Origin of the sequence: Nitrospirillum guaranorum (assembly GCF_034653275.1) — a bacterium.
In the GTDB taxonomy this organism is placed as follows: Bacteria; Pseudomonadota; Alphaproteobacteria; order Azospirillales; family Azospirillaceae; genus Nitrospirillum.
Genome location: NZ_JAYEES010000004.1, coordinates 241,501 through 266,645, shown reverse-complemented (window position 1 = coordinate 266,645; position 25,145 = coordinate 241,501). Strand labels below are relative to the sequence as shown.

23 protein-coding genes and 1 tRNA gene are annotated in these 25,145 nt (G+C 68.7%); 13 read left to right on the top strand and 11 right to left on the bottom strand.

Annotation, left to right across the window (positions count from 1 at the left end; all coding sequences use genetic code 11):
* Window positions 1-53: 53 nt before the first annotated feature.
* The 4 genes from UAJ10_RS23030 to UAJ10_RS23015 all read right to left on the bottom strand — a co-directional run bounded on the left by UAJ10_RS23030 (window position 54) and on the right by UAJ10_RS23015 (window position 7,099).
* The gene (locus UAJ10_RS23030; RefSeq protein WP_322917599.1) at window positions 54-2,402 is read right to left on the bottom strand and encodes a transketolase; all 2,349 of its coding nucleotides are present in this window, start codon (window positions 2,400-2,402) and stop codon (window positions 54-56) included.
* A 158-nt stretch (window positions 2,403-2,560) separates the two neighbouring features.
* Window positions 2,561-4,480, bottom strand: a complete 1,920-nt coding sequence (locus UAJ10_RS23025; protein WP_322917598.1) for a hybrid sensor histidine kinase/response regulator — start codon at window positions 4,478-4,480, stop codon at window positions 2,561-2,563.
* 295 nt (window positions 4,481-4,775) lie between these two features.
* Entirely contained in the window at window positions 4,776-5,027 is a 252-nt protein-coding gene (locus tag UAJ10_RS23020) for a hypothetical protein (protein ID WP_138918590.1), read from the bottom strand.
* Window positions 5,028-5,512: 485 nt separating this feature from the next.
* Window positions 5,513-7,099 (bottom strand): NAD(P)H-hydrate dehydratase, encoded by a 1,587-nt coding sequence (locus tag UAJ10_RS23015; RefSeq protein ID WP_322917597.1) that lies wholly within the window; start codon window positions 7,097-7,099, stop codon window positions 5,513-5,515.
* 125 nt (window positions 7,100-7,224) lie between these two features.
* Here UAJ10_RS23015 and UAJ10_RS23010 point away from each other — a divergent pair, with 125 nt between their 5' ends.
* On the top strand, window positions 7,225-7,875 hold the full coding sequence (locus tag UAJ10_RS23010) for a glycine-rich domain-containing protein (RefSeq protein ID WP_322917596.1): 651 nt from the start codon (window positions 7,225-7,227) through the stop codon (window positions 7,873-7,875).
* Window positions 7,876-7,893: 18 nt separating this feature from the next.
* On the opposite strand, the gene UAJ10_RS23005 is transcribed toward UAJ10_RS23010, so the two are convergent.
* Both UAJ10_RS23005 and UAJ10_RS23000 read right to left on the bottom strand, forming a co-directional pair.
* Window positions 7,894-8,259 carry an MmcQ/YjbR family DNA-binding protein gene (locus tag UAJ10_RS23005; protein WP_322917595.1) on the bottom strand — a complete coding sequence of 122 codons (366 nt, stop codon included), beginning with the start codon at window positions 8,257-8,259 and terminating at the stop codon, window positions 7,894-7,896.
* A 130-nt stretch (window positions 8,260-8,389) separates the two neighbouring features.
* Window positions 8,390-8,465 (bottom strand) — tRNA-His (locus UAJ10_RS23000).
* A gap of 485 nt (window positions 8,466-8,950) precedes the next feature.
* Between UAJ10_RS23000 and UAJ10_RS22995 the strand changes: the two genes are divergently transcribed.
* From UAJ10_RS22995 to UAJ10_RS22975, 5 genes are all read left to right on the top strand, one after another.
* Window positions 8,951-9,289, top strand: a complete 339-nt coding sequence (locus tag UAJ10_RS22995) for a P-II family nitrogen regulator (protein ID WP_004274165.1) — start codon at window positions 8,951-8,953, stop codon at window positions 9,287-9,289.
* Window positions 9,290-9,552: 263 nt separating this feature from the next.
* Window positions 9,553-10,962, top strand: a complete 1,410-nt coding sequence (gene glnA / locus UAJ10_RS22990) for a type I glutamate--ammonia ligase (protein WP_322917594.1) — start codon at window positions 9,553-9,555, stop codon at window positions 10,960-10,962.
* A 280-nt stretch (window positions 10,963-11,242) separates the two neighbouring features.
* Window positions 11,243-13,105 carry an ATP-binding protein gene (locus UAJ10_RS22985; protein WP_322917593.1) on the top strand — a complete coding sequence of 621 codons (1,863 nt, stop codon included), beginning with the start codon at window positions 11,243-11,245 and terminating at the stop codon, window positions 13,103-13,105.
* Window positions 13,105-14,511: a DUF3369 domain-containing protein gene (locus UAJ10_RS22980; protein WP_322917592.1), complete on the top strand. Its 1,407-nt coding sequence runs from the start codon at window positions 13,105-13,107 to the stop codon at window positions 14,509-14,511. The genes UAJ10_RS22985 and UAJ10_RS22980 overlap by 1 nt, the downstream gene beginning before the upstream one ends.
* Window positions 14,508-15,365 (top strand): putative bifunctional diguanylate cyclase/phosphodiesterase, encoded by an 858-nt coding sequence (locus UAJ10_RS22975; protein ID WP_322917591.1) that lies wholly within the window; start codon window positions 14,508-14,510, stop codon window positions 15,363-15,365. The genes UAJ10_RS22980 and UAJ10_RS22975 overlap by 4 nt, the downstream gene beginning before the upstream one ends.
* 30 nt (window positions 15,366-15,395) lie before the next feature.
* Here the strand turns inward: UAJ10_RS22975 and UAJ10_RS22970 are convergent, their stop codons facing one another.
* The gene (locus tag UAJ10_RS22970; RefSeq protein ID WP_322917590.1) at window positions 15,396-15,734 is read right to left on the bottom strand and encodes an MmcQ/YjbR family DNA-binding protein; all 339 of its coding nucleotides are present in this window, start codon (window positions 15,732-15,734) and stop codon (window positions 15,396-15,398) included.
* 75 nt (window positions 15,735-15,809) lie between these two features.
* Here UAJ10_RS22970 and UAJ10_RS22965 point away from each other — a divergent pair, with 75 nt between their 5' ends.
* On the top strand, window positions 15,810-16,367 hold the full coding sequence (locus tag UAJ10_RS22965; protein WP_322917589.1) for a GNAT family N-acetyltransferase: 558 nt from the start codon (window positions 15,810-15,812) through the stop codon (window positions 16,365-16,367).
* On the opposite strand, the gene pdxR is transcribed toward UAJ10_RS22965, so the two are convergent.
* Window positions 16,364-17,788 (bottom strand): MocR-like pyridoxine biosynthesis transcription factor PdxR, encoded by a 1,425-nt coding sequence (gene pdxR / locus UAJ10_RS22960; protein WP_322917588.1) that lies wholly within the window; start codon window positions 17,786-17,788, stop codon window positions 16,364-16,366. The genes UAJ10_RS22965 and pdxR overlap by 4 nt on opposite strands.
* 127 nt (window positions 17,789-17,915) lie before the next feature.
* On the opposite strand from pdxR, the gene UAJ10_RS22955 reads away from it, so the two are divergent.
* A complete protein-coding gene (locus UAJ10_RS22955) occupies window positions 17,916-18,557 on the top strand; it encodes an FMN-binding negative transcriptional regulator (protein WP_322917587.1) in 642 nt (213 codons plus the stop codon).
* 108 nt (window positions 18,558-18,665) lie between these two features.
* Here the strand turns inward: UAJ10_RS22955 and UAJ10_RS22950 are convergent, their stop codons facing one another.
* Complete coding sequence (locus UAJ10_RS22950) at window positions 18,666-19,580, bottom strand: hypothetical protein (protein ID WP_322917586.1); 915 nt, start codon at window positions 19,578-19,580, stop codon at window positions 18,666-18,668.
* A gap of 417 nt (window positions 19,581-19,997) precedes the next feature.
* On the opposite strand from UAJ10_RS22950, the gene UAJ10_RS22945 reads away from it, so the two are divergent.
* Both UAJ10_RS22945 and UAJ10_RS22940 read left to right on the top strand, forming a co-directional pair.
* A complete protein-coding gene (locus UAJ10_RS22945; RefSeq protein ID WP_322917585.1) occupies window positions 19,998-20,255 on the top strand; it encodes a hypothetical protein in 258 nt (85 codons plus the stop codon).
* Complete coding sequence (locus UAJ10_RS22940) at window positions 20,255-21,223, top strand: DUF1028 domain-containing protein (RefSeq protein ID WP_322917584.1); 969 nt, start codon at window positions 20,255-20,257, stop codon at window positions 21,221-21,223. The genes UAJ10_RS22945 and UAJ10_RS22940 overlap by 1 nt, the downstream gene beginning before the upstream one ends.
* Here the strand turns inward: UAJ10_RS22940 and UAJ10_RS22935 are convergent.
* Both UAJ10_RS22935 and UAJ10_RS22930 read right to left on the bottom strand, forming a co-directional pair.
* Window positions 21,198-22,004 (bottom strand): enoyl-CoA hydratase-related protein, encoded by an 807-nt coding sequence (locus tag UAJ10_RS22935; RefSeq protein ID WP_322917583.1) that lies wholly within the window; start codon window positions 22,002-22,004, stop codon window positions 21,198-21,200. The genes UAJ10_RS22940 and UAJ10_RS22935 overlap by 26 nt on opposite strands.
* Before the next feature lie 69 nt (window positions 22,005-22,073).
* On the bottom strand, window positions 22,074-23,030 hold the full coding sequence (locus tag UAJ10_RS22930) for a hypothetical protein (protein ID WP_322917582.1): 957 nt from the start codon (window positions 23,028-23,030) through the stop codon (window positions 22,074-22,076).
* A gap of 243 nt (window positions 23,031-23,273) precedes the next feature.
* On the opposite strand from UAJ10_RS22930, the gene UAJ10_RS22925 reads away from it, so the two are divergent.
* From UAJ10_RS22925 to UAJ10_RS22915, 3 genes are read left to right on the top strand one after another with little or no spacing between them, the layout of a single operon-like run.
* The gene (locus UAJ10_RS22925) at window positions 23,274-24,053 is read left to right on the top strand and encodes an RNA polymerase sigma factor (protein WP_322917581.1); all 780 of its coding nucleotides are present in this window, start codon (window positions 23,274-23,276) and stop codon (window positions 24,051-24,053) included.
* Between the two features lie 8 nt (window positions 24,054-24,061).
* Complete coding sequence (locus tag UAJ10_RS22920) at window positions 24,062-24,568, top strand: hypothetical protein (protein ID WP_322917580.1); 507 nt, start codon at window positions 24,062-24,064, stop codon at window positions 24,566-24,568.
* Window positions 24,565-25,077, top strand: a complete 513-nt coding sequence (locus UAJ10_RS22915) for a periplasmic heavy metal sensor (RefSeq protein ID WP_322917579.1) — start codon at window positions 24,565-24,567, stop codon at window positions 25,075-25,077. The genes UAJ10_RS22920 and UAJ10_RS22915 overlap by 4 nt, the downstream gene beginning before the upstream one ends.
* Window positions 25,078-25,145 lie beyond the last annotated feature (68 nt).

The following is a 25,145-nucleotide window of genomic DNA, read 5'->3' as shown; positions in this document are numbered from 1 at the left end:
GGCGGGCGCGGGCATCCGCCGGCAGGAGGGGCCATGCCGGCGGCTTGGCCCCCTCACCCCAGCAACACCTTGGCGCAGGCGTCGACGATGGCGTCGGCGTCCAGGCCCTGGACCCGGTACAGGTCGGGGATGTCGGCGGATTGGCCGAACGTCTCCACACCCAGCGCCGCCACCGTCTGGCCGCGCACCGAGCCCAGCCAGGACAGGGTGGCCGGATGGCCGTCGATGACGGTCACCAGCTTCGCCCCCGCCGGCAGCGCCGAAAGCAGGCGGTGGACATGGGCGTCCCCGCCCCGCCCCTGCCGCTGGGCCGTCGTCCAGCCGGCGTGCAGCCGGTCGGGGGAGGTCACGGCCAGCAGGCCGGCGCCCGGGCAATCCTCCAGCACCTGGGCGTGGGCCTCCAGCGCCTCTGGCGCCAACGCGCCGCAATAGACGATGGCGAATTCCGCGTCCGGCGCCGGCGGGCGCAGCCAGTATCCGCCCGCGATGACGGCGTCGCGGTCCAGGCCCCGCTCCCGCTTGGGCTGGTCCACCTGGCGGGTGGTCAGGCGCAGATAGAGGGAGCCGCCGTCCGGCCGCTGCATGTGGTCGAAGCCCCAGGCCATGATGGCCGCCAGCTCATCGACGTAGGCGGGCTCATAGCTGGAGACGTTGGGCAGGCCCATGCCGATCAGCGGCGTGGCGATGGATTGGTGCGCCCCGCCCTCCGGCGCCAGGGTGACGCCCGAGGGGGTGGCGACCACCATGAAGCGGGCATCCTGGTAGGCCGCGTAGTTCATGGCGTCCAGGCCGCGCTTGATGAAGGGATCATAGAGCGTGCCGACGGGCAGCAGCCGGGCACCGAACAGATCATGGCTGAGGCCCAGGGCCGCCAGCATGAGGAACAGGTTGTGCTCGGCGATGCCCAGCTCGATGTGCTGGCCGCCGGGCGCGCCCTGCCAGCGCTGGGCGGAAACCACCTTCTGCTCGCGGAAGATGTCCTGCGTCTCGGTGCGCGCGAACAAGCCGCGCCGGTTCACCCAGGGGCCCAGGTTGGTGGACACGGTGACGTCGGGGGAGGTGGTGACGATGCGGGCGGCCAAGTCGTCATCACCTTTGGCGATCTCACCCAAAATCTTGCCGAAGCCCTCCTGCGTGGACATGCGGGCGCCCAGGTCCACGGTCAGGGTGGGCGGCACGGGGATGACGGCCCCCTTCAGGCGGCGGCTGCCCTTGCCGCCACCCGTACCCTGCGCGAAGGGCACCTCCGCCAGGAAGGCGTCCAGCGCCGCCGGGTCGATGTCCAAGCCGGCGTGACGGTCCCATTCCTGGCCGTCGGTCAGCCCGCAGGCGGCCTTGAAGGCGGCCATCTGGTCGGGGTTCATCAGGCCGGAATGGTTGTCCTTATGCCCCTGGAAGGGCAGGCCCCGGCCCTTGACCGTATAGGCGATGAAACAGGCCGGGCGGTCGTCGGTGGCGCCGTGGAAGGTTTCCAGCAGCGTGGGCAGGTCATGCCCCGCCAGGTTGGTCATGAGGCCGCCCAGGGCCGCGTCGTCATGGGCGTCCAGGATGTGGCGGATGCCGCGCGTGTCGCCCAGGTCGTGGGTCAGCGCCTCGCGCCAGGCGGCCCCGCCCTTGAAGGTCAGGGCGGAGTAGAGCTGGTTGGGGCAGGTGTCGATCCATTGGCGCAGGGCGTCGCCGCCCTCCTGCGCGAACGCGGCCTCCAGCTTCTTGCCGTACTTCAGGATCTGCACATTCCAGTCGAGAGAGCGGAACATGCCCTCGATGGGTACCCAAAGCCGGTCGGACACCACGCTGTCCAGGCTCTGGCGGTTGTAGTCGATGATCCACCAGGTGTTGCGCAGATCGTGCTTCCACCCCTCCAGCATGGCTTCGAAGACGTTGCCCTCGTCCATCTCGGCGTCGCCCACCAAGGCCACCATGCGGCCCTCAGGCTGGTCCGACAGGCCCTTCAGGCGCACATAGTCCTGCACCAGGGAGGCGAAGGCGGTGACCGCCACGCCCAGGCCGACGGAACCGGTGGAGAAATCCACGTCCTCGGTGTCCTTGGTGCGCGAGGGGTAGCTTTGCGCCCCGCCCAGGGCGCGGAAGCGCTCCAGCTTCTCCCGCGTCTGGCGGCCCAGCATGTACTGGATGGCGTGGAAGACGGGGCTTGCGTGCGGCTTCACCGCCACCCGGTCCTGCGGCCGCAGCACATCGAAGTACAGCGCCGTCATGATGCTGGCCAGCGAGGCGCTGGAGGCCTGGTGGCCGCCCACCTTCAACCCGTCGCGCGAGGGTCGGACGTGGTTGGCGTTATGGATGGTCCAGGCCGACAGCCAGAGCACCTTGCGCTCCAGCGCCTCCAGCAGGCGGATCTTGTCGGGGTGGGTGACGGGGACGGTGGAGGCGGCGTCGGGCATACCGTGGTTCTTCCCTAGGAGTGGGGCGCGCCATCGCGGAGGAAGCGGCACCCGATCGTTGCCCAGGGTTATAGACCCGGCCGCGCCGGGCCTGAAGTCCGGTATTTAAAAATTTGCCCCTTGAAAGTTTTGACGCCGTTTCACCGCTGGCGGGGCCGTCAGGCGTCCAGCGCCCCCGCCGGGCCCCCCATTTGGTCCCCCATCGGCCCATCGCCTGTTTGGCCCCCACCCCCGTCCACCCCGCGCAGCACCTCCTCGATGGCGGCGCGCAGGACTTCCGGCAGGTAGGGCTTGTGGATCAGGGCGCAGCCGGTGGCCGACGCCTCCTGGATGCGGGCGGGGTCGGTGTCGCCGGTGACGATGATGCCGGGCAAATGGCGCCGCACCTCATTGCCCAGGCGGGCCACCAGCTGCACGCCGTTGAGGGGGCCGGGCAGTCGGAAGTCGCTGATCACCAGGCCCGGCAGGCGCACGGCGTCGCGCATGGCGGCCAGGGCGTCGTCGGACCCGGCGGCGGTGATGACGCGATAGCCCCAGCTCTCGATGATGGCGCCCAGGGCCAAGCGCTGCAGGGCGTCGTCCTCCACCGCCAGGATGGTGCGCGGGTCGCTCGCGCGCTGGGCCGGGCGCTGGCCGTCGCGGGGGAAGGGCAGAAGACCGTCGGGCGCGGCGGGGTCGGCCGCCGCCCCCGCGGCCGCCGGCGCGCACGGCACCAGGACCGAGAAGACGGAGCCGCGGCCCGGCCGCGAGCGCACGGTGACGCTGGTGCCCAACAGGCGGGCCATGCGGCGAACGATGCCCAGCCCCAGTCCCAAGCCCTTGGTCCGGTCCCGCTCCGGATTGTTCAGCTGGACGAAATCCTCGAACACCGTGCCCAACTGATCGGCGGCGATACCCACGCCCGTATCCCACACCTGGACCAGCATGGATCGGCCCCGGCGGCGGGTGGAAACGAGGACGCGCCCGCCCCGGCCGGTGTAGCGGATGGCGTTCGTCAGCAGGTTGCGCAGGACGCATTTCAGCAGGACGGGATCGGTGTCCGCGACCTCCAGCGCCGCCTGCGGGCCGGTCTTGGCGGCCGTGCGCAGGCGGATGTCCACCCCCGCCTTCTCGGCATCGCCCCGGACGGCGCTGACCAGGCCGGCCACCATCGCCTCCAGACCGAAGCGCTGCGCGTTCACCGCCACCGTGCCGGCGTCCAGCACCGACACGTCCAGCAGGGCGCGCAGCAGTTCCTCCCCCGCCGACAGCGCCTCACCCATGCCGCCGATGAGCTTGCGGTCCAGCGCGGTGGCCAGACCGTTGGCGGGCGCCGCGTTGGGAAGGCCGCCAGCGCCGGCCGCGACGGCGGCGCGGCCGTTGGCCGCTCGCTCGCTCAGCATGTTGTGGTAAAGCCGCATGGTCTGCAGCGGCTGGCGCAAATCATGGCTGATCGCCGCCAGGAAGACGGACTTGGCGCGGTTGGCCCTTTCCGCCTCATCCGCCCGCGCCTGGCTTTCGGCCACGGCGGCGCGCAGGGACTCGTAAAGCTGGACGTTGGTCAGGGCCACGGCGGTGGAATGGGCGACCGCCTGCAGCAACGCCACCTCCTCCGCCTTCGGCATGCGCACCGTGGCCCAATAGGCACCGATGGCGGCCACCGGCTCATCCGCGCGCACCGGCACCATCACCAGGCTTTTCACGAAGGTGGGGCGGTAGGCGTCGTGGGGGATGCGGTCGTCCTGGTAGATGTCGGCAATGACCGCCGGCTGGCGGTTCAGCATGACCCAGCCGGAAATGCAGGTAGACAAGGGGAAGCGCCGGCCCTTCCACAGGGGGCCGATGGCATCCTCATCCGCGTAGTGGCATAGGTCGCCGTCCCGCAGGACGAAGGTGACGCCGTCGGCACCGCTCAGCGCCCTGGCCGCCATGCGCACCACGGCCATGACGCTGGGCACGTCGCGGCAAAAGGACAAGGCCTGGACCAAGTCCACCAAGTCGCCCACGGGCCCGGTGAAGGTGACAGGGGGGAATGGGGCGGGGGCGACGGGCGCGGCCGGGATGGGTGCCGACCGCACCGGGGCCGCCTCAGAGGACATCGCGTCTTTCCATCCCATGCCGACCGTCCCTGACACGCCTTCGGGGGCATACCGGTATGGCGAAATGCCAGCCGGCCCGGCCACCAGCGAGAGTGGCCCAGGTGGACGATATGGGGGATTCCGCCAACTATTCCAGGCCGTTCCCGGGGCCTACCACCTCAGGTTAGGGCGGAACGGCCAGTTCAATCGCCGTCACGGGCCGCGCCTCGGGAAACGCGCCGATATCCCGGATGGAATGGGTTGAGAAGGAAGATGTCGCGGGAAAAGGGCTTGAGCCCACCGGCGGCCACCACCGTCAGCTGGCGACCCGCTCGTTGAACAGGCGGCTGAAGCTTTCGGCCGACAGGGTGCGCTGGTCCGGGGCGCAGCTTCCTTCGGGCAGGTTGTTGCGCACCATGAAGCGCACGTGCGGGATGTGGAAACTGTCGGTGGTGATGGTCAGGACCTCCGCCGTTTCCGTCACGCTGCCGGAAACCACCCGACGATACTGCGCGCCAACCTGCAACGGATCGTCCAGGCGCGACCGGCGAAAAAGAGAGAAGCCCACACTCGCCCCCCTAATAAAGCAGGCCCGGCACTCCGCCCAGTGAACAGGGCGTTTATTGGCGCCGATGCCAGACGTTCGGGATAAAGGCCCCGTCGCCTTGCCCCGCCCGCGATATTCCGACGTGCGTCAACATCATTCCCACGGTTCCCAATACTTCGGGAAGCGGGTCCGCCCCAAGCCCGGGCCAGACACGAATGCCGGAAGCCCAGTGGGGGCGGAAATGGATATTGCGCCGGTCAGTCACGCCCCTGGTTGGGGCAAATGCCGCGAAGCAGTTTGAATCTATACCGAGAGTATCCCATTGTTTTAGTGCGAGCAATGCTTTTGGCATACCGCGAATACGGCATTCTGAATATTCCCGACGCGGCGGGGCCTCTCGGTTGGTCTGCGGGGAAAGGGAAGGCTTAGTCGGCGGTGCGAATGCCTGGCAGTTTATCTACAATTTTATAGGATTTTTATTTGGCATGCCGCCGCCGGCCCTGCGGTCATGCCGCCAACAGGTCCGCCAACAGGGCCGGCACTTGTTCGGGCAAGTCCTCGGCCACCAGGCCGGGACCGAAGCGCAGGGCGGCTTGGGCGTGCAGCCAGGCTGCGGCCAAGGCGGCATGCCAGGCGTCCATGCCGCCGGCCAGCAGGCCCAGGCACAGGCCCGCCAGGACGTCGCCCGACCCCGCGGTGGCCAGGGTGGGCGGGCCACTGGCCTCGATGGCGGCGCGGCCATCGGGATGGGCGATGACCGTGTCCGGTCCTTTCAGCAGGATAACCGCGCCCAGGTGGCGGGCGGCGACGCGGGCGCGCGTCAGCTTATCCCCCGCCAACGCGGCATGCCCCGGCCCGAACAGGCGGGCGAATTCGCCCTCGTGCGGGGTCAGCACGGCACGGCCCGCCAGATGGGTCCGCAGCGCGTCCGCCTGGCCGGCGAAGGCGGTGAAGATGTCGGCGTCGAGCACCAGGCCGAAACCGGCGCCCTCTCGGCTGGCGTCCACTCGGTTAACGTTCCTTGGGCTGCCCGCGCGCCGGCCGGCGGCGGCGACCAGGACGCGCAGCAGCGCCTGGCCATCGTCATCCGTGCCGGCGCCAGGGCCCAACACTGCGGCCGTGATGCGCGGGTCGGCCAGGATCGTTTCCGCGGCGGCCAAGTCCGCCACGGGGCGCACGATCTGGCTGGGACTGGACAGGCGATAGACCAGCTCCGCCGCGGGCGGACTGGCCACGGTCACCAGGCCGGCGCCGGCCCGCTGCGCCGCGCGCGCCGCCAGGCGCGCGGCCCCGGTCATGACCGCCCCGCCCAGCACCAGCGCGTGGCCCCGCCGGTACTTGTGGTCATCGACGCGGGGGCGTGGCAGGTGGCCCGCGAACAAAGCCGGCCCGTTCTCCCACACGTCCGTGGCCACGGCCGGGTCCGCCAGCACGGTATCGGGAATGCCGATGTCGGCCACGATGGTGACGCCGCAGGCCACGCGACCGGGCAACAGCAGATGCCCCGGCTTTTTGCGGAAGAAGGTGACGGTGACGTCGGCCCGGACCATGACATCCCCCACCGGCACGCCGGTATCGGCATCCAGCCCGCTGGGCACGTCCACCGCCACCACGACGGCCCCGCCCCGGCGCGCATCCGCCATGGCGGCCACCAGCGCCGCCGCCGCCCCCGTCAGGTGCCGGGACAGTCCCACGCCGAAGAGGGCGTCGACCACCACCGTCGCCCCGGCCAGCACGGCCGGCGCAGCCTCCAGCACCGACTCCCGTCCCCAAATCCCCATCCAACCGGCCGCCGCCAGGGCGGCATCACCCGCCAGGCGATCCAGATCACCCAGCAGGGCCAGACGCACGGGCCACCCGGCGGCTGCCAGATGGCGCGCCGCCACGAAACCGTCGCCGCCGTTGTTGCCAGGTCCGCAGAGCACCGTCACCGGGCCCAGGCCGAAGCGCGCCATGACCACGCCGGCCACCGCACGGCCGGCATGTTCCATCAGTTCGATGCCGGGCACGCCCCCCGCGATGGCGGCGGCATCGGCGGCGCGCATATGGGCCACGGACAGCACGGCGCGGGCGGAGGCGGGGATCGGGACCATGGGCGGGCACTCGGACGATGGAACGACCAGGGGTTGATGCCGCCGGCGGCGGGACAACGCCACGCTGGCGGCGGCGGGGGTGTCCAGGTATAATGACGTCGTCCGTAACCACCCGTCGAGGGCATATGTCCACCATTTGGGGACCGGGTACGTTGATCCTGGCCAGTTGGGCCACCATAGCCGCCTGGGGCGGCCATCTTATCAACAAACGACAAAGACGCCTGCGGGCCGTGTTCGCCCATGACCTGTCCTTGGCGACGGAGCGCTTCCGCAAACGGCATGACCTGGACGCCCCGGGCGCCGCTTTCTGGGAACGGGAGTTCCGGCGTTATTTCGGCCTGATGGCCGCCCCGCCCAGATGGGCAGCGAAACAGCCCCTGGGCGCGCCCGACAGCCTGGTCGATGACTATTGGCACGAGCTGGTGCTGTGCACCGCCCTGTATGCCGCCTACTGCCGGGCCTCGGCCGGCCGCTTCATCCATCATCATGTCGGCGCCGGCAGCGCGGAGGCTTATGCCCGGACCTGGATCGCCTATAAAGAGTGCTACGGGGCGCCCGATCCATTGGCATGGCCGGCGCCCAGCCTCCTGGCCATGGCCTGGGTGGACAAGACGCGAGGCGGCGGCGCTGCCGACTCGTCCGCCACCGGCTGGGATGGAGGCGACGGCCAGGGCCACCATCACGGCGGCGGGGACGGGCATGGCCATTGCGGCGGCGGGCACGGCGGATGTGGCGGCCATGGCGGATGCGGGGGCGGCAGCTGCGGCGGACACTGACATCCGCCGCAGGTCGGGCTATGCCGGACCGGCCGCGTCGAACCGCCGCACCAGGGTCTTGGGCGCCATTGCGCGCCACTGGCGGTACAGCAGGCCCGCCACCTTGTCCAATGAGCCGTGGTCAGGGATGGCGGACAAGCGCGCCAGCACGATGGGCCAGCCCACATAATGATCGGTCAGATGATAGACAGCCGGTTCGATGGCCATCAGCAGGGCGCGCTCGTCCGTGTCCACGCCGGTGACGACCAGGGTGTCGCCATCCTCGCGCAGGCGGGCCAGAAGCTTGCCGCGCACCTTCAGCGCCGGCGTCCCGTAGGAGGTGCCGTCCTCCACCCCCGGCCAGGCCAGGGCCCGGGCGCGGATGTCGTCAAACGTGAAGGTCATGGCAACGTGAAGGTCATGGCGTGCCGCCCCAGATGCCTGTCGGGCGGGCAGTTTAGCGCCTGGCGCCGGAAAAGCAAAAAGGCGCCCGGTGAGGGCGCCTTTGCCATCCTTATATATACTATAAGGAAGATGGGGCGATGGATGGGACTCGAACCCACGACCGCTCGGACCACAACCGAGAGCTCTACCAGCTGAGCTACCACCGCCGCCGTGAGGCGGGTTTCTGCACCACCTACCCCCACCCCGTCAAGCATTCTGATAAAATAATCTTCACATGCCGGGGTCGCGTCCGGCGACAGGCCGCAATCAAGGCACTGGCATTCCCTCAAATCGGGCGCGCCGCCACCCCAAAGAACAAAATACAGGCTGTTGATTAATTTTTGTGCTGTCGTTTGCACAAGAAGCGCGCATACGTTGGAGCCACCGGGGCCGGAGGGCCGGGCCCGCCCCATCCGCTCGGTTGGCATGGGGCGTGCTATCCTGTTGCCCCGGTCTGGCCGGGCCACATGGGGGCGGCGACGCCTGTTGCGGGACGCGCCCCACCCGTGTTGTCTATGGGCCAGACATCGAATTGAAAATCGTGGGGGGTTTCCGGCATAAGTTCCCAGGCATGCGGTCCCGTTGGGCCCCGCAGACCCGGCACCGGCGCCGATCATCCCCCGCCCTTGAAGCGAAGGCGTGGCCGTAAGCGATGAAAAAGATCGAAGCCATCATCAAACCGTTCAAGCTGGACGAGGTGAAGGAAGCGCTGCACGAAGTCGGCATCAAGGGCATCACCGTGACCGAGGCCAAGGGCTTCGGCCGGCAGAAGGGCCATACCGAGCTGTATCGCGGCGCGGAGTATGTCGTGGACTTCCTGCCCAAGGTGAAGATCGAGATCGTGATGGACGATCAGCTGGTCGATCGCGCCATAGAGGCCATCCAGCAGGCGGCGCACACCGGCCGCATCGGCGACGGCAAGATTTTCGTGACTCCGGTGGAGGATGTCATCCGCATCCGCACCGGCGAACGGGGGCCGGACGCCGTCTGACGCCGGTCCGCCGGACATCGCCCCCGCCGGGGCGGGGTGCGGCGCGTGCGACGACGGCGTGGACGGAAACGGCCGGGCGCTTCGCCGTCCGGGATATCAATGGTCATGGATCATTGATCATACGTTTGGGGCTGGCGGCCCGGGATGGGAGCAACCCAGGGCGCCGGAACATTATGGGATGGGGGGCGCAGCGATGTTCCCGCCCATGTACGCGAAGTCAGTAGTCACCCAACATCTCCCAGAACTTTAGGGAACCCATCAAGATGTCCGATATCGCGAAGTTCTTCGACCTGGTTAAGGAGCACGACGTCAAGTACGTCGACTTCCGTTTCACCGATCCGCGCGGCAAGCTGCAGCACACCGCCCAGCACATCAGCACCGTGAACGAGGAGATGTTCACCGACGGCGTGATGTTCGACGGGTCGTCGATCGCCGGTTGGAAGGCCATCAACGAGTCGGACATGATCCTGATGCCCGACCCGGCCACCGCCGTGCTGGACCCGTTCGCCGCCCAGCCGCTGCTGACCGTGTTCTGCGACGTGCTGGAGCCGTCCACCGGCCAGCCCTACAAGCGCGACCCGCGCTCCATCGCCAAGGCCGCTGAGAACTACATGGCCAGCGCCGGCATCGGCGACACCGCCTACTTCGGCCCCGAGGCCGAGTTCTTCGTGTTCGACGACGTGAAGTTCGAAGTCTCGATGAACCGCGTCATGTACGAGTTCGACAGCGAGGAAGGCCCCTACACCTCCGGCAAGGCCTATCCGGAAGGCAACCTGGGCCACCGTCCGGCCGTCAAGGGCGGCTACTTCCCGGTCGCCCCGATCGACGCCGGCCAGGACCTGCGCGCCGAGATGGTGACCGTGATGGCCGACATGGGCGTCGAGGTCGAGAAGCACCACCACGAGGTGGCCGCCTCGCAGCACGAACTGGGCATCAAGTTCGGCACCCTGGTCAGCATGGCCGACACCATGCAGATCTTTAAGTACGTGGTGCACAACGTCGCCCACGCCTACGGCAAGACCGCCACGTTCATGCCGAAGCCCGTGTTCGGCGACAACGGTTCGGGCATGCACTGCCACCAGTCCATCTGGAAGGACGGCAAGCCCCTGTTCGCGGGTTCCGGCTACGCCGACCTGTCCGAGACCGCCCTGTATTACATCGGCGGCATCATCAAGCACGCCCGCGCCCTGAACGCCTTCACCAACCCGCTGACCAACAGCTACAAGCGCCTGGTCCCGGGCTATGAGGCGCCGGTGCTGCTGGCCTACTCCTCCCGCAACCGGTCGGCTTCCTGCCGCATCCCGTACGTGAACAGCCCCAAGGGCAAGCGCGTCGAAGTCCGCTTCCCGGACCCGGGTGCGAACCCCTACCTGGCCTTCGCCGCCATGCTGATGGCTGGTCTGGACGGCATCCAGAACAAGATCCACCCCGGCGACGCGATGGACAAGAACCTGTACGACCTGCCGCCGGAAGAGCTGAAGGAAGTGCCGACCGTCTGCCGTTCGCTGCGCGAGGCCCTGGAGTCCCTGGCCGCCGACAACGCCTTCCTGAAGAAGGGCGATGTCTTCACCGAGGACTTCATCAACAGCTACATCGACCTGAAGATGGAAGAAGTGCTGGCGTTCGAAACCTCGCCGCACCCCATCGAATACAAGATGTACTATTCCGTCTGATTGGATTGGCTTCCTTCGGGAAGCCCCCTATCGGGAAAGGGCCGTCCAGCCGGGCGGCCCTTTTCTTTTGCGCGGAACGCGCCGCCGCCCCCTCTTTCGCACCCTTGCCCACCGCCGTCCTGTACCGGAGGATAGAGCCAGCCCCCTGTCCACCACCGTCGGCAGACGTTAAGCTCAGGGGATAACGTGTCTTTTCCCGCCCGGGGCACCGTCTGGACAGCACCAGCCGCCCCGATGCCGGGATAGGCACGACGGCGGATCGCAAGCGGAAGCATGGCTCATGGCACAGTCCTCCGGCCCCCGGTCGCTTGAAATGGGAACGGCGGAGATGGCCGCCACCGCCCCGTTCCTGCCCCCGGCCGATTTGTCCAACCGGATCGCGCGCACCGCCGGCGGGTTGACCTTGCGGCTGCGCCTGCTGCTGGCCTTCAGCCTGCTGACCCTGGGTGTGGCGCTGGTGGGCGGGCTGGCCATGGACCGGCTGGGCGCGCTCAACGACAAGGCGGCCGTCATCCGCGACAACTGGCTGCCCAGCACCGCCGTGAACGGGCAGATGATCTCAGCCATCAAGAGCCACCGCCTGGCGGAGGCGCGGCTGTTGTTCGCTCCCGAGGCGGATCTGGAGCGCAGCCTGCAGGCGCTGGACCAGCGCAACCAGGATGTGGAGATCGCGCGCCGCGACTATCAGCAATACATCGTGATGAACACGGAGGATGAGCAGCGCCTGCACGCCTTCGACCAGGCCTGGGCCGCTGGGCAGCAGTACCAGATGCGCCTGCGCGAGCTGGTGCGGGAACACAACCGGGACGAAGCCATCGCCCTTTACAACGGTCCGCTGCGGGATGCCGACACCCAGGCGACCGACGCCATCCTGCGCGACCTGGCGTTCAACGTGAACCAGGGCCGGGCCACGGCCCGCGAAGGCAACACCATCTATGCCGCCACCCGCCTGCTGCTGTGGTCCGCCATCGGCCTGGCGGTGGTGGCGGGCGCCACCCTGGCCTGGCTGGCCATACGCACCATCGCCGCCCCCATCCAGGCCATGACCCTGGCCACCGAGGCCTTCGCCCAAGGCCATTACGACCATCCCCTGCCCTGCACCGACCGGCGGGACGAGATCGCCGGCCTGGCAGCCGCCCTGGCCGTGCTGCGCGACAAAAGCGCGGAACGCGACCGGTTGATCGCCGCCCGCACCACCGAGGCGCAGTCCCTGTCCGCCGCCAAGACCGAGGCGGAGACCAACCTGGCCACGCTGCGCCAGCTGCAGGACCAGCTGGTGGAATCGGAGAAGCTGGCCGCCCTGGGGTCCCTGGTCGCGGGGGTGGCGCACGAGGTGAACTCCCCCCTTGGCGTGGCCGTCAGCGCCAGCAGCACACTGGCGTTGGAGACCAAACGCTTCCTGGCGGCCATCGAGGCCGGACAGTTGCGGCAGAGCACGGTGGACCGCTTCGCCCGGGTGGCGCGTGACAGCACCGACCTGCTGGAGCGCAACCTGGACCGCGCGACCACCCTGGTGCAGCACTTCAAGCAGGTGGCGGTGGACCGCGCCAGTTCCCAGCGCCGCCGCTTCAACCTGGGCGAAATGGTCTCCGACACCCTGACCACCCTGGGCCCCATGCTGCGGCGCGCCTCTTTCAGGGTGGAGACCGCCATCCCGGATGGCATCGACCTGGACAGCTACCCCGGCCCCCTGGGCCAAGTGCTGACCAACCTGATCCAGAACGCGGAACTGCACGCCTTCGACGCCGCCCTGCCGGCGCGGGAACGCCAGGCCACGGGGCAACTGCTGCGCATCGAGGCCAGCCGCAACGCGCGGGATGTAACCCTGCGCGTGCAGGACAACGGCGCCGGGATGGGCGAGGATGTGCGGCGACGCTTGTTCGAACCATTTTTCACCACCAAGATGGGCCAGGGGGGATCGGGCCTGGGCATGCATATCGTCTACAACATCGTCACGGGCATCCTGGGCGGGGCCATCGCCGTGGCCTCCACGCCCGGTGAGGGGACGACCGTGACGCTGACCGTGCCCCTGACGGCGCCGCATGCCGCCGACGACGCGTCCCTCGGGCCCGGCACCCGCGCCAGCGCGCTGGGCGGGCCCTCCCCCGACGCGCCGTCCCCCTCACCAAGGGAGCCCGGCTGATGGCGAACCCGGCCGAGGCTCTGATCCATATCGAAGATGACCGGGGAACCGCGCGGCACAGCGGCCCGGGCTGGCGCATCCTGGTTGTCGACGACGACGAGCAGGTGCACCTGGCCACCCGCCTGGCGCTGGAAGGCATGGATTTTCGCGGCCGGCCGCTGACGCTGGACAGCTGCTATACCGCCTGGGAGGCGTTCGAGTACCTGGCCGGCACGCCCGACATCGCCGTCGTGCTGCTGGACGTGGTGATGGAGGATGAACGCGCCGGCCTGGATCTGGTGCGCCGCATCCGGGAGGAATTGCGCAACGACCAGGTGCGCATCGTGCTGCGCACGGGCCAGCCGGGCTACGCCCCCGAGCTGGAGGTCATCCGCCAGTACGACATCAACGATTACAAGGCCAAGACCGAGCTGACGGTCACCCGCCTGGCCTCCAGCATCATCACCGCCCTCAGGTCCTATGAGCAGATCGTGGCGCTGGACCGGCACCGCCGGGGGCTGGAGCAGGTGATCAAGGCCTCCGCCGACCTGTTCAGCGAGCGCAGCCTGAACGAGTTCAGCGCCGGCGTCCTGATCCAGCTGGCGGCCCAGATGGGCATGGAGCCCGAGGGCCTGTTGTGCGCCCAGGGCACGGTGGACGGCCCCGTCATCGTGGCGGCCGCCGGCCGCTTCGCCGGCCACATCCGCAAGCCCTTGGCCAGCCTGGGCAATGTTGAGATCGAGGCCGCCTTGCTGGAGGCGTTCTCCCGCCGCGAGGGGTTCAAGAGCCGGGGCGGCGACATCCTGTACCTGCAATCGGGCAGCGCCCACCCGGCGGCCATCTACATGTCCACCCCCACGCCGGTGGATGAGCAGAAGCGCGACCTGGTGCGCCTGTTCACCATCAACGTGGCGCTGGGCTTCGAGACCGCGACCCTGTTCGAGCACCTGCGGTCCGTCGCCTTCACCGACTCGCTGACCGCCCTGCCCAACCGCGCCGGCTTCATCGCGGCGTTGGACCGGGCGGCGTTGGACCGGGCGGCGCCCGGCCAGAACCTGGTGGTCATCCTGCTGGATCTGGACCAGTTCCACTTCATCAACGCGCGCCTGGGCTTCCAGGTCGCGGATGCGCTGCTGCGCGCCGTTGGGCACCGCCTGGTGGCCAATTTCCCCGAAGCCGTGGCCATCAGCCGCTTCGGCGGCGACCGCTTCGCCCTGGCCCTGCCCGCCCCGGTGCAGGCGGACCTGTCGCTGGCCCTGCTGGAAAGCCGGCTGGAGGTGGCGTTCGAGACCGGGTTCGATGTCGCCGGCCGCCATGCCAGCCTGTCGGCCACCAGCGGCTGCACCTTCACCGGCGCCGATGCGACCGGGGAGGATGGGGGCAGCCGACCGGCGACCTGCTGGTGCAGCAGGCGTCATTGGCCTTGAAGGATGCGAAACTGCGCGCGCGGGGCCGGCTGATCGCGTTCAATCCGGAACTGGAACGGCGCAACCATGCCGGCCTGGCGCTGCTGGCGGAATTCCGCGCCGCCCTGCGCAACCGCGAACTGGTGCTGCACTACCAGCCCAAGCTGGACCTGATGACCAGCCGACCCGTGGGGGTGGAGGCGCTGGTGCGCTGGCAATCCCCCCGGCACGGCCTGCTGATGCCGGCCCAGTTCCTGGATCTGGCGGAGGCCAGCGGCCTTGTGCTGCCCATGGGCCTGCAGGTGCTGGAAATGGCCATCCGCCAGCGCCGCGCCTGGCGGACGGAGGGATTGGACATCCCGGTGGCGGTGAACGTCTGCGCCCTGCAGGTGCAGCAGGCGGATTTCCTGCAAGGCATCGACGGTGTGCTGATGGCGCAGGAGGCCTCAGCCGAAGGCATCGAGATGGAAATCACCGAATCCGTCTTCGTCGGCGACGACGCGCGCACGTTCGACCATATCCAGGGCCTGCGGGACCGGGGCTTCGGCGTGGCCTTGGACGATTTCGGCACCGGCTATTCCTCGCTGAGCTACCTGAACCGCCTGCCCGCCACGACGGTGAAGATCGACCGCCGCTTCGTCCAAGGCATGAACCAGGACGCCAAGTCGGACATGCTGGTGCGCGCCATCATCCAGGTGGCGGCCGTCATCGACGCCAAGGTGGTGGCCGAGGGCGTGGAAACGGAGGACCAGGCCGAGCGGTTGCGCGCCCTGGGCGTGCCCGTGGCCCAGGGCTTCCTCTACAGCCCCGGCCTGCCGGCCGAGGAACTGGCCATATGGTGGCTGAAGCAGGACGCGCCGGGAGTCAGGAACTAGGTTGGGTTCTTGCGGGCGCGTGTCGGCTGGCTATTTCCTTTTTCGGGGCCGTGTCGGCCCCAGGGCCACCGCCAACCGCCACGCCGCCGTCACGGCGCCGGTCAGCGTGGCCTCGTCGGCGGCCCCCAAGGCCACATGGGTGGCGCCGCTCCGGCCCCAGCCGCCCGGGACCGGCTGGAAAACGGCCGGCGCCGCCGCCACACGCATCTCCTGCTCCTCCACCGCCAGCTTGACCATGCCCCGCCCGAGGTCCGGATCCAGGGTGGCGAAGATGCGGTTCCCCGCGCGGAAATCGGCATGGCCCATGTGCGCGCCCTCTTCCACCCCGGCCAGCGAGCACGCGATACGGCGGAAATCGTCTGGCGTCATGGCGGCAATTCCCCAAAGCGACGGGACAGGTGGTGAAGCCAGTGTATCATCAACGGCTTAAGGCATGGATCGAGGATGGGAGGGAACACCGTGGCCTACACCTTGCGCAAGGCGACATTGGCGGACAAGCCGGCGTTGCAGGCCTTGATCCAGGCATCCGCCCGGGGCCTCAGCGGCGACCACTACACGCCCGAGGTGGTGGAGGGCGCGCTGGCCGGCGCCTTCGGTGTGGACAGCGACCTGATCCATGACCAGACCTATTTCGTGGCGGAGGAGGCGGACGGCCTGTTCGTCGGTTGCGGCGGGTGGAGCCGGCGCATGACCCTGTTCGGTGGCGATGCCCGCCCCGACCGCAGCCCGCAGATGCTGGATCCGGCCCGCGACCCCGCCCGCATCCGCGCCTTTTTCGTCCATCCCCAGCGCGCGCGCCAGGGCATCGGCCGCGCCCTGCTGGAAGCCTGCGAGGCGGAGGCGCGGGCGGCCGGCTTCCAGGCGCTGGAACTGATGGGCACCCTGCCCGGCGTGCCGCTCTACCGCGCCCTGGGCTTCCACCCCACGGGCGAGGTGCTCCACCCCCTGCCCAACGGGCAGACCATCGCGTTCGTGCCCATGCGCAAGGAATTGGTGGCTTAACCCTGGCGGATCGCCGCCGCCAGGATGCGCACGGCCGGAGCCATGGCCGCCTCCGCCGTGCCGGCGAAGCCCAGGACGAAGCCGCCGGCAGGTGCGACTCCCTGGTAATAGGGGGAGAGGGCGGCCGCCTTCACGCCCCGCGCCAGGACGGCGCTGGCGATGGCGGCGTCGTCGCCCGGCACCCGCAGCCGCGCCACCAGATGCAGGCCGGCCTCGGGATTGCCGGTGGCGTCCAGCACATCGGGGGCGTGCTCGGCCAGAGCCGCCACCAGGGCCAGGCGCCGGGCGCGATAGAGGGGGCGCATGCGCCGCACGTGTGCGGCAAGACGACCCTGGGTGATGAAGCGCGCCAGGGTCTGTTGCGTCAGGCCGGGCGCCCCCCGGTCCTGCATCCATTTGGCCTCGGCGAACCGGTCCGCCAGGACCGGCGGTACGATGAGGTACCCCAGGCGCAGGCCCGGGGCCAGGACCTTGCTGAAGGTCCCCAGGTACAAGACCCGCCGCCCGCCATCCAGGGTGTGCAACGGCGTCAGCGGCCGGCCGCCATAGCGGTATTCCCCATCGTAATCATCCTCCAGCACCCAGGCATCGGCCCCCTCGGCCCAATCCAGCAGCGCCAGGCGGCGCCCCAGGCTGAGTGTGGCGCCCAGGGGATATTGGTGGGTGGGGGCGACCAGGGCCAGGCGGGCGCCTGGACGGACGGCCAAGCCGGCGGCGACGTCCATGCCGTCGCCATCCACCGGCACCGGCACGACCTCCAGCCCCGCCGCCGCCAGCACGGACCGGCCGGCAACATAGCCCGGCTCCTCGAACCAGACGGCGTCACCGGGGAACAGCAGGGTGCGGGCCACGAGGTCGATGCCTTGCTGGGCGCCACTGACGACGATGATCTGCTCAGGCACGCAGGCGATGCCCCGCGCCACCGCCACATAGGCGGCGATGGCGGCCCGCAGTTCCGCCCTGCCGCAAGGGTCGCCGTAGGCCAGCAGGTGCGCCGGGCGTCCGCGCTGCGCCGCCATCCCCGCCTTGGCCCAATCCGCCCAGGGGAACTGGTCCAGCGCGGGGATGCCGATGGCCAGGGGCAGCGGGGGCGCCGTCGGCGCCGTGGGGCTGGCGGACGCCAAGGCGCCGGGGATGGCGCGGGGTGCGGCCGCGGCCACCCCCTCCGCCACATACATGCCGGCACCGGCACGGCCCAGCACATAGCCCTCCGCCACCAGCCGGTCATACGCCTGGACGACGGTGATGCGGGCCAGGCCCTGGTCGCGCGCCAGTTCCCGGCTGGACGGCAGCCGCGTGCCGGCAGGCAGGCGGCCGGACAGGGCGGCATCGCGAAAATAGGCGACGATCTGGTCCTGCAACGACATGGGCGCCCGCCGGTCCAGCATCAGGCTGTTCCAGAGGGGGGCGATGGCGGACATGGACGGGTAATCCTGATACCGGAACCGACCTACTGGACTTATCAGAATGTGATAACTGGCGCTATGGGACGATCCAGTTTGGCGGGAGACTGCGCGTCCCTTATCGCAGCATGGAAAGCCAGCCGCCATGTACCGCCCGACGCACTTCAAGGAAGACCGCCTGCCCGTATTGCACCAGGCCATGGCGGCCATCGGCCTGGCCAACCTGGTGACGGTGGGCGCGGACGGCGTGCCCCAGGCCAGCCCCCTGCCCCTGCTGCTGCGCGCGGATGAGGGGCCCTACGGCACGCTCTACGGCCATGTCGCCAAGGCCAATCCGCAATGGCGGGAGACGCCGGCGGGAAGCGCGGCGCTGGCCATCTTTATGGGGCCGGACGCCTACATCACCCCATCCTGGTATGCCACCAAGGCGGAAACCGGCAAGGTGGTGCCCACCTGGAACTACGCCACCATCCACGCCCGGGGCCCCATCACCTTCTTCGAGGACACCGGCGCCCTGTTGGATCTGGTGACCAGCCTGACCGACCGGCATGAAGGGGGCCGCGCCGCGCCCTGGGCGGTCGGCGACGCGCCCGCTGACTTCATCCAGGCGCAACTGCGCGGCATCGTCGGCTTCCGCCTGACGCTGACCAGCCTGGAAGGCAAATGGAAGATGAGCCAGAACCGCCCCGCCGCCGACCGCGACGGCACGGCGGACGGCCTGGCCCGGGATGGGGCGGCCGATGTCGCGACCCTGGTGCGGGCGGGTGGTGCCAATCCGCCTGGATGAGGGCCATAGCCGGCCGCGTTCAATCGGAACCACAACAGCCGGCTACAGCTGCGTCCGTCCGCGAGCGGATCCACGCCTAAACGCGATCGCGCCTGTAGGCGATCCGCTCTAATGGGCCCCCTCGAACAACGCGTCGATTTCCTGCTGGGTGCGCAAGGCATCAGCCGACAGGCCGGTGGTGCTGGGGATGACCACATCCTTCACCGGCGCGGCCGGCTGCGCCGCCACCGCTTGCGTGGGCGAAACGGCACTGAACAGGGCATCGATGGTGGTCTGCGACGGCGCCTGCAGGGCGGGACCATGCAGCAGATGGGCATCGGGCCGGGCGTCGTCATGCTTATACGGCAGCAGCACCTCGCGCGGGGCATCCGCCGGCGGCATGGCCGGTGTGGTTGAGGCCTGAGGCAGGGTGCGCCACAGGCCGGTGATCACGCCCACGCGCTCCTCGATATAGCTCAGGGTGTTCACCACCTTGGCGGTGCGCTGGCCACAGATGTCCTGGAAAGAGCAGGCCATCATCACGTCCATGCAGGCGTTCTCCAACGCCGTCAGCAGTTGGCCGTCGACCATGCGGCCCGGGCGCAGGCGACGCAAGGCACCGGTCATGCGTTCCACCGTGGTCAGAATGCGGTTGGTCGCCTCCTCCGTCGCGGTGACGATGGCATCCAGTTCCGAGGTCGCCGCGCTGATGCGGTCGGCCTTGGGATCGCTGGGTTTGATGGCCGCGATCTCACGCTTCACCAGACGGATGGTGTTGGCCATGGCCTCCACCTCCGCCTTGAGAAAGGCGATTTCCGGGTTGCCCAGTTGGCCGCTGGTTTGGGCCGGCGCCGCGTCATTGCGGGAGGCCGCGATCAATCGCTGGACACTGGCGATGGTGCGCCGAAGCTCATCGGTTTCCACCGAGCGGGCGCGGCGCTGAACCTCATAAAAGAAATCACGGCCCTTGGCCGTGGCCAGCAGGGACTCCTCCATCTGCCGGTATTCATCCAGCGTCAGGCCGGACCCCCGGGTCGTCTGCATGCCCATAACGCCCTCTCGCAAATATGCCGCGCGGCCGGCCTGCCCCGGCTTACGGTGCTCAATCCTAAGTTCCTCATGAGCATGACTTTTCCGTCAATATAGGCTTCCTCCGTAGACGTATGTATTTCAGATGAGTTTTACCTTACGCAATGTGGGTAGTTCTCGTCACATTTGTGATAAAATCTATTACATCTGCCCGGCACTTACCTCCTAAGAAATAAAAGTGTCGCCCTCTTGCGTATAAGCGCGGCACCTGGTTGGTGCGACGGCCAACGGCTGCCACCATCGTGACGGCGGCCGCTCGCCGGTGGTACCATCGCGCTCAATGGTAGGTCGCCCGTTCCCAGGGCGGCCCCTTCCCGAGACGAGTGACAGATGCGGACCTTCCTCCACAGCCTTTCCCGCCTTGCGAGGCGTATGGTCGCCCCGTTACTGGCCGCCCTGTTACTGGCTGGGGTGGTGACGGGGACGGCCGGCGGCGCGCTGGCGGCGGAATCGGAGGCGGAGGCCAAATCGGTGGCGCTGGAGGCCAGTTGCAAGCCGAACAAGGTGGAGGCGGTGCAGCGCTTCGTCGGCAACAATCCCGACATCGTCTACAAGATCACCTGCCAGAACGGAAAGGACCTGGCGGTTTATGTCCGCTGCCAGGGCCGCACCTGCTTCCTGGTGCGCTGATGCCCATGCGGTGGTGGTCGGCCCCCCTGGCCTTGGCAGGCCTGATCGCCACGACGGCACCGGCGGGGGCCACCTTCTCCATCATCGCCTGCGACCACGGCCGCTGTGGGGTCGCCGTCGCCACCAACAACCTGGCGGTGGGGGCCAGCGTGGACTACGCCCAAGCCGGCGTCGGCGCCGTCGTCACACAGTTCGAGACCAATCCCGCCATGGGACCCAAGGGCCTGTCCCTGATGGCCGCCGGCCATACCCCGGCCGATGCGCTGGCCATCCTGCTGCGGGAGGATGGTGACTTCGATGGTGAGGGCGTGGAGGCGCGCCAGGTGGCCTTGGTCGACGCCCAGGGACGCACCGCCGTCTTCACCGGACGCGAGGCGATGGCGTCCGCTTACGCGGGGGACAGGCAGGGGCCGGGTTATGCCGTGCAGGGCAACGGCTTGGCGGGCCCCGCCGTGCTGACGGCCATGGAGGATGCCTACAAGGCGGCGCGCGGCGGGCTGGAGGATAGGCTGCTGGCGGCGCTCGAGGCTGGCCAGGCGGCGGGCGGGCAAAGCATCGGCAAGTTGTCCGCCGCCTTGGTGGTGCGCACGTCCGATGGCTTCCCCCAGGATTTGGACCTCCGCGTGGATGCCAGCGCCCAGCCCCTGCCCGACCTGCGGGCCCTGGTGGAGCGCCACCATGCCTGGCAAGCGGTGATCCGCGCCGACAGGGCGGCCGGCAAGGGCGACAAGGCCGCGGCGCGGGCGGCCCTCGCCGAAGCGGCTCAACTGGCTCATGGCTGGGACCGGGTGTGGCGCCGCGCCGCCCGGGTGGCGTTGATGCTGGGCGATACCGCCGCCGTGCGCGATTATCTGGCGCGCATGGTCGCGGCCAATCCGGTGTGGGGCCGGCAGGAGGCAGCCGATCCCGCCTATCGCGACCTGGCGTCCCCGGCTGACGCGGCTAGCGCCCCCAGCCCCGCCAAGTGAAGGTGGGGCGGCGCTTGGCCAGGAAGGCCTGGCGTCCCTCTTCGAAATCCACGTTGCGCGCGGCCTCCTCCAGGAAAGTGGCGGCACCGGCATCGGTGACGGCCGTGGCGCCATCCTGGACGGCCTGGATGATGCGCTTGGCCGCCTGGATGGAGAATTGCGATAGCCCGCAGAGGGTCGCCGCGTACTCGCGCACCGCGTCCGCCAGCGCGGCGTCCTCCACCACCCGGTCCACCAGGCCGATGGCCAGCGCCTCCTCCGCCCGGATCAACCGGCCGCTGAACAGCAAATCCTTGGCGCGGGCGGGCCCGACATGGTCGACCAAGCGCCGCGTGTCTTCGAACGGATAGACGAACCCCAGTTTGGCCGGGGTGATGCCGAAGCGGGCGCCGGCCCCGGCGAAGCGCAGGTCGCAATGAAGCGCCAGGCCACAGCCGCCCCCCACGCACAACCCTTGCACCATGGCGATGGTGGGCTTGGGGCAGCGCTCCAGCGCCAGGTTGGCGGATCGCACCGCGGCGTTGAAACGGGCGGTGCCCTCCACCGTGGCGAACAGCTCGGCGAATTCGGCAATGTCGGCCCCGGCGGAAAACGCGGCGCCGCCGGCCCCGGTCAGCACCACCACCCGTACCTCGGGGGCGGTCCCCAGCCCATGCAGGACGCCGGGTAGGGCCAACCACATCTCCAGCGACAGCGCGTTGTGCTTGTCCGGGCGGTCCACCGTCAGGGTGGCCACCCCATCCCGCACCGCCAGGCTAAAGCCCGCAACCTGCTCATCCATCCCGTCCACCGGTATTTGAACCAAACGCCGCGGCATAGTGGCCGGGACCGGCCGGCCCGGGCAATGGCCTTAGCCTCTTAGGGGACGGAAATAGCGCAGGACGGACTGCAGTTCCGTACGCAGGCCGGAATCCTCGCGTAACCGCGCCTGCAGAGCGTTGTCGCGCTTGGCCAGATAGACCACGTGGTCCTTGGGTGGCAAGGAACGGTAGGAGGGCTTGGCGGCCAGCGTTCCATCATCCTGCACCGTCGACAGGAAAAAGGAGGAGCGCATGAATTTGGAGAATAACTTGTTCGCCCCCTCTGCCGGCTCTCGCGAAATGATGGAGCAAATATAGAACAGACGGAAGTAGTAATAATTATTGTAGATACGCTGAACAATGAAGAACTGTTCGCTGGGGGCAGAAACTTTTGAGATCAGCTGCTGGTCCTTGAAGCCCGCATAAAAATAGTTTGACGCCTCGCGCGCGAACAGCAGCGGCTTCTCCCGTTCCTGGCTGATGCGCTTGCGATAATCGATCAGCGTACGGCCCACCAGGGTCTGGATCATGCGCCGTTCCACGTCCAGGTCCGGCGGCAAGCCCATCAGGAATTCCATGGCGGGCAGCAATTGCACGGGGTGGGTGATGGCGACGCGCTTGGCCCGGCCCTTTCCCAGCAAGGAGGCCTGCAGCCATTCGATGATGTCATGCGCCTGCCAGCGCAGGCGGGTCATCATGGGGATGGTGGACAGGCCGCTGGCTTGCAGGAACAGACGCAACTGATCCCGCCACGATTTTTGCGGCAGGGTGAAATATTCCACATCGGTCAGGCGCAGGGGCGAGGCAACACTTTCCCCCGCCACCGGCTCCGGCCGGTGGTTGAGGCTGCGTCCGAAGATGACGCCCTTGGTCTTCCGTTCCCGTTCCGCCAAGCTCATGACAGCAGTCCGTCCGCCCGCAACGCCCCCGTCCGTTCTCCGCCTCACCCGCCCGCGACGCTTCGCGCGGTAATCTTCATGCGCGGGAAAGGTATCATATTTGATCACATTGATTAACTAATAGCGCGCACCACTTTCGCGAGCAGGCATATAAAATGACATTGACCGCCGCCTGTCCGTTCTGTCGCACCCCTAGATAGCGCAGGGTTGCCCAACGGCCCGACGTACCATAACCAAGTCTATGTCACCGGCGTAGGCGGCTTTTCAGGTGGCATCGCCGCTTGGTCTTCCGCTTGCCGCTCGTAGATGCACAACCTAACCAGGCAAAATCCGCAAGGGATGCCGTCGCCCATGCCCCCCTCTTCCCCTTCCCGCAGTTCGACCGTCACAGCCGTGCCCTCACCCGGCGGGGAGGGCTACGCCTATGGCCTCTCTGGCGTAAAGGCCGCGATTGGTCTAACTACGCGGGTGGGCGACCTCTTGGGGCTGCCCTTCACCCGCGACGGTAAAGGCGACCCTGTGCAGCGGAGCGATGGCCAGAACCTGGCCACCAGCAGTGATGAATACTTGGTCGGCCGGGTCGCCCAGGGCGACGCGCAGGCCTTCCGGGTGCTGACGGATCGGCATTTGGACCGGACGGTCACGCTGGCGCGCCGCGTCCTGGGCGGGGCGGCCGATGCCGAAGACGTGGCGCAGGAAGCCTTCATGCGCCTGTGGCAGCATGCCGAGCGTTTTCGCCCGGCCGAGGCCCGCTTTTCCACTTGGTTCTACCGAATCACCGTGAACCTGTGCCTGGACCGCAAACGCCGGCCGGCGCACGACGCGCTCGAGAACGTGCCTGAACCGGTGGACCCATCCCTCGACGCCGTCGCCCTGGTGGAACGCTCGGAACTGGGCCGGCTGGTGGCGCGGGCGGTGGATGATCTGCCCGAACGGCAACGGGCCGCCATTTCCTTGTGCTATGATGCGGGCTTGAGCAACGCCGAGGCCGCCGCCGCCATGGACGTCAGCGTCGGCGCGCTGGAAACACTGTTGGTGCGGGCGCGGCGCGCCTTGCGGGCGACATTGGCGCCCCTGGCGCCGTCCGATGCCCAGGACGGTCGACGCTCACGAACGGGAGGACCGCGATGATGGATGGGATGATGACGATCGCGGAGTTCGAGGATCTGGTCGACCTGCACGGACCGGACCCGGAGTTGTGGCGGGCGGCGGACCGCCCCCGGGCGGCTGCCCTGCTGGCGCAATCGGATGCGGCGCGGGTGGTGCTGTCCCAGGCTCGCCTGTCCGAACAGGCGCTGACCGCCATGCCCCTGGACCGGGCCGGCGCCGAATTGCGCCGCGCCATCCTGGCCATCCCCAACACAGCGCCCGCTGGGCGACCTGCGCGCGTGACGAACCGCAGGTTGCCCTTCGCCGGAGCGGGACTGCCCGGCCGGAGCCCTGCCTTCGCCGGCGGAAGCCGCGCGGTGTGGGCGGGCGGTATTCCCGCCGCCTTGGTATCCGGGCTGGCGGCGGCCGTGGTCGGCATCGTGTTGGGGGTGCATGGCGTTTCCCCTCTGGCTCTGCCGTCCAGCGACGGGCGAGCCTCCGCGACGACCGAATATATGAAGGCCATGACTGAAATCGACACGGAGATTGGACAGTGACCGAGGGGCGTGCGCACTCCGACCCGGGCACCTCCCCTGGAAGCCCCTCCCTGTCCAAGCTGGTGATCGTCCTGCTGGCCATCTCCGTCTCGATCAATCTGCTGGTCGCGGGCATGGTCGTGGGCCAGCGCCTCGACGGCATCCGCCCGCCCGGCCGGGCGAACGCCGCCCGTAGCGACTCCACCCCCAATACCAACACACGCCCGGGCCCTTATGACCTGTTCGTGAAGAACGCGCCGGAGCAGGTGCTGCCCTTCCTGAAGGACGCCATCGCGGCCCACCAGGACCTGTCGCAGATTCAACTGCAGCAGTTGCGGGATGCCCGCCGCGAGGCGGTACAGCAATTGAAAGCGCAACCCTTCGATGCCGCGGCCGCCAACGCCGCCTTCGCCCGTGTGCGCGGTTTGATCGCTGAAATTCAACAGAATGTGCATGAGACCGCATTGGGCGCCTATGCCCGCGCCTACGGCCAGACACCACCTTCCACCAGCCCCGACAAGCCGCAATAAGAGGGGCGTGGCTCCACGTCCACCGATAAGGCGGCTTGCTCGCGCCCACTGTCCATCGTCTATGATGC

Coding starts and splice junctions, on each gene's coding strand:
- UAJ10_RS22945 (WP_322917585.1), top strand. CDS start 19,998: ATGGTCGCCCCGTTACTGGCCGCCCTGTTACTGGCTGGGGTGGTGACG.
- pdxR (WP_322917588.1), bottom strand. CDS start 17,788: ATGTCCGCCATCGCCCCCCTCTGGAACAGCCTGATGCTGGACCGGCGG.
- UAJ10_RS22980 (WP_322917592.1), top strand. CDS start 13,105: ATGGCGAACCCGGCCGAGGCTCTGATCCATATCGAAGATGACCGGGGA.
- UAJ10_RS23010 (WP_322917596.1), top strand. CDS start 7,225: ATGTCCACCATTTGGGGACCGGGTACGTTGATCCTGGCCAGTTGGGCC.
- UAJ10_RS22995 (WP_004274165.1), top strand. CDS start 8,951: ATGAAAAAGATCGAAGCCATCATCAAACCGTTCAAGCTGGACGAGGTG.
- UAJ10_RS23025 (WP_322917598.1), bottom strand. CDS start 4,480: ATGTCCTCTGAGGCGGCCCCGGTGCGGTCGGCACCCATCCCGGCCGCG.
- UAJ10_RS23005 (WP_322917595.1), bottom strand. CDS start 8,259: ATGACCTTCACGTTTGACGACATCCGCGCCCGGGCCCTGGCCTGGCCG.
- UAJ10_RS22955 (WP_322917587.1), top strand. CDS start 17,916: ATGTACCGCCCGACGCACTTCAAGGAAGACCGCCTGCCCGTATTGCAC.
- UAJ10_RS23015 (WP_322917597.1), bottom strand. CDS start 7,099: ATGGTCCCGATCCCCGCCTCCGCCCGCGCCGTGCTGTCCGTGGCCCAT.
- UAJ10_RS22935 (WP_322917583.1), bottom strand. CDS start 22,004: ATGGATGAGCAGGTTGCGGGCTTTAGCCTGGCGGTGCGGGATGGGGTG.
- UAJ10_RS22950 (WP_322917586.1), bottom strand. CDS start 19,580: ATGCAGACGACCCGGGGGTCCGGCCTGACGCTGGATGAATACCGGCAG.
- UAJ10_RS22970 (WP_322917590.1), bottom strand. CDS start 15,734: ATGACGCCAGACGATTTCCGCCGTATCGCGTGCTCGCTGGCCGGGGTG.
- UAJ10_RS22985 (WP_322917593.1), top strand. CDS start 11,243: ATGGCACAGTCCTCCGGCCCCCGGTCGCTTGAAATGGGAACGGCGGAG.
- glnA (WP_322917594.1), top strand. CDS start 9,553: ATGTCCGATATCGCGAAGTTCTTCGACCTGGTTAAGGAGCACGACGTC.
- UAJ10_RS22925 (WP_322917581.1), top strand. CDS start 23,274: ATGCCCCCCTCTTCCCCTTCCCGCAGTTCGACCGTCACAGCCGTGCCC.
- UAJ10_RS22940 (WP_322917584.1), top strand. CDS start 20,255: ATGCCCATGCGGTGGTGGTCGGCCCCCCTGGCCTTGGCAGGCCTGATC.
- UAJ10_RS23030 (WP_322917599.1), bottom strand. CDS start 2,402: ATGCCCGACGCCGCCTCCACCGTCCCCGTCACCCACCCCGACAAGATC.
- UAJ10_RS22965 (WP_322917589.1), top strand. CDS start 15,810: ATGGGAGGGAACACCGTGGCCTACACCTTGCGCAAGGCGACATTGGCG.
- UAJ10_RS22920 (WP_322917580.1), top strand. CDS start 24,062: ATGATGACGATCGCGGAGTTCGAGGATCTGGTCGACCTGCACGGACCG.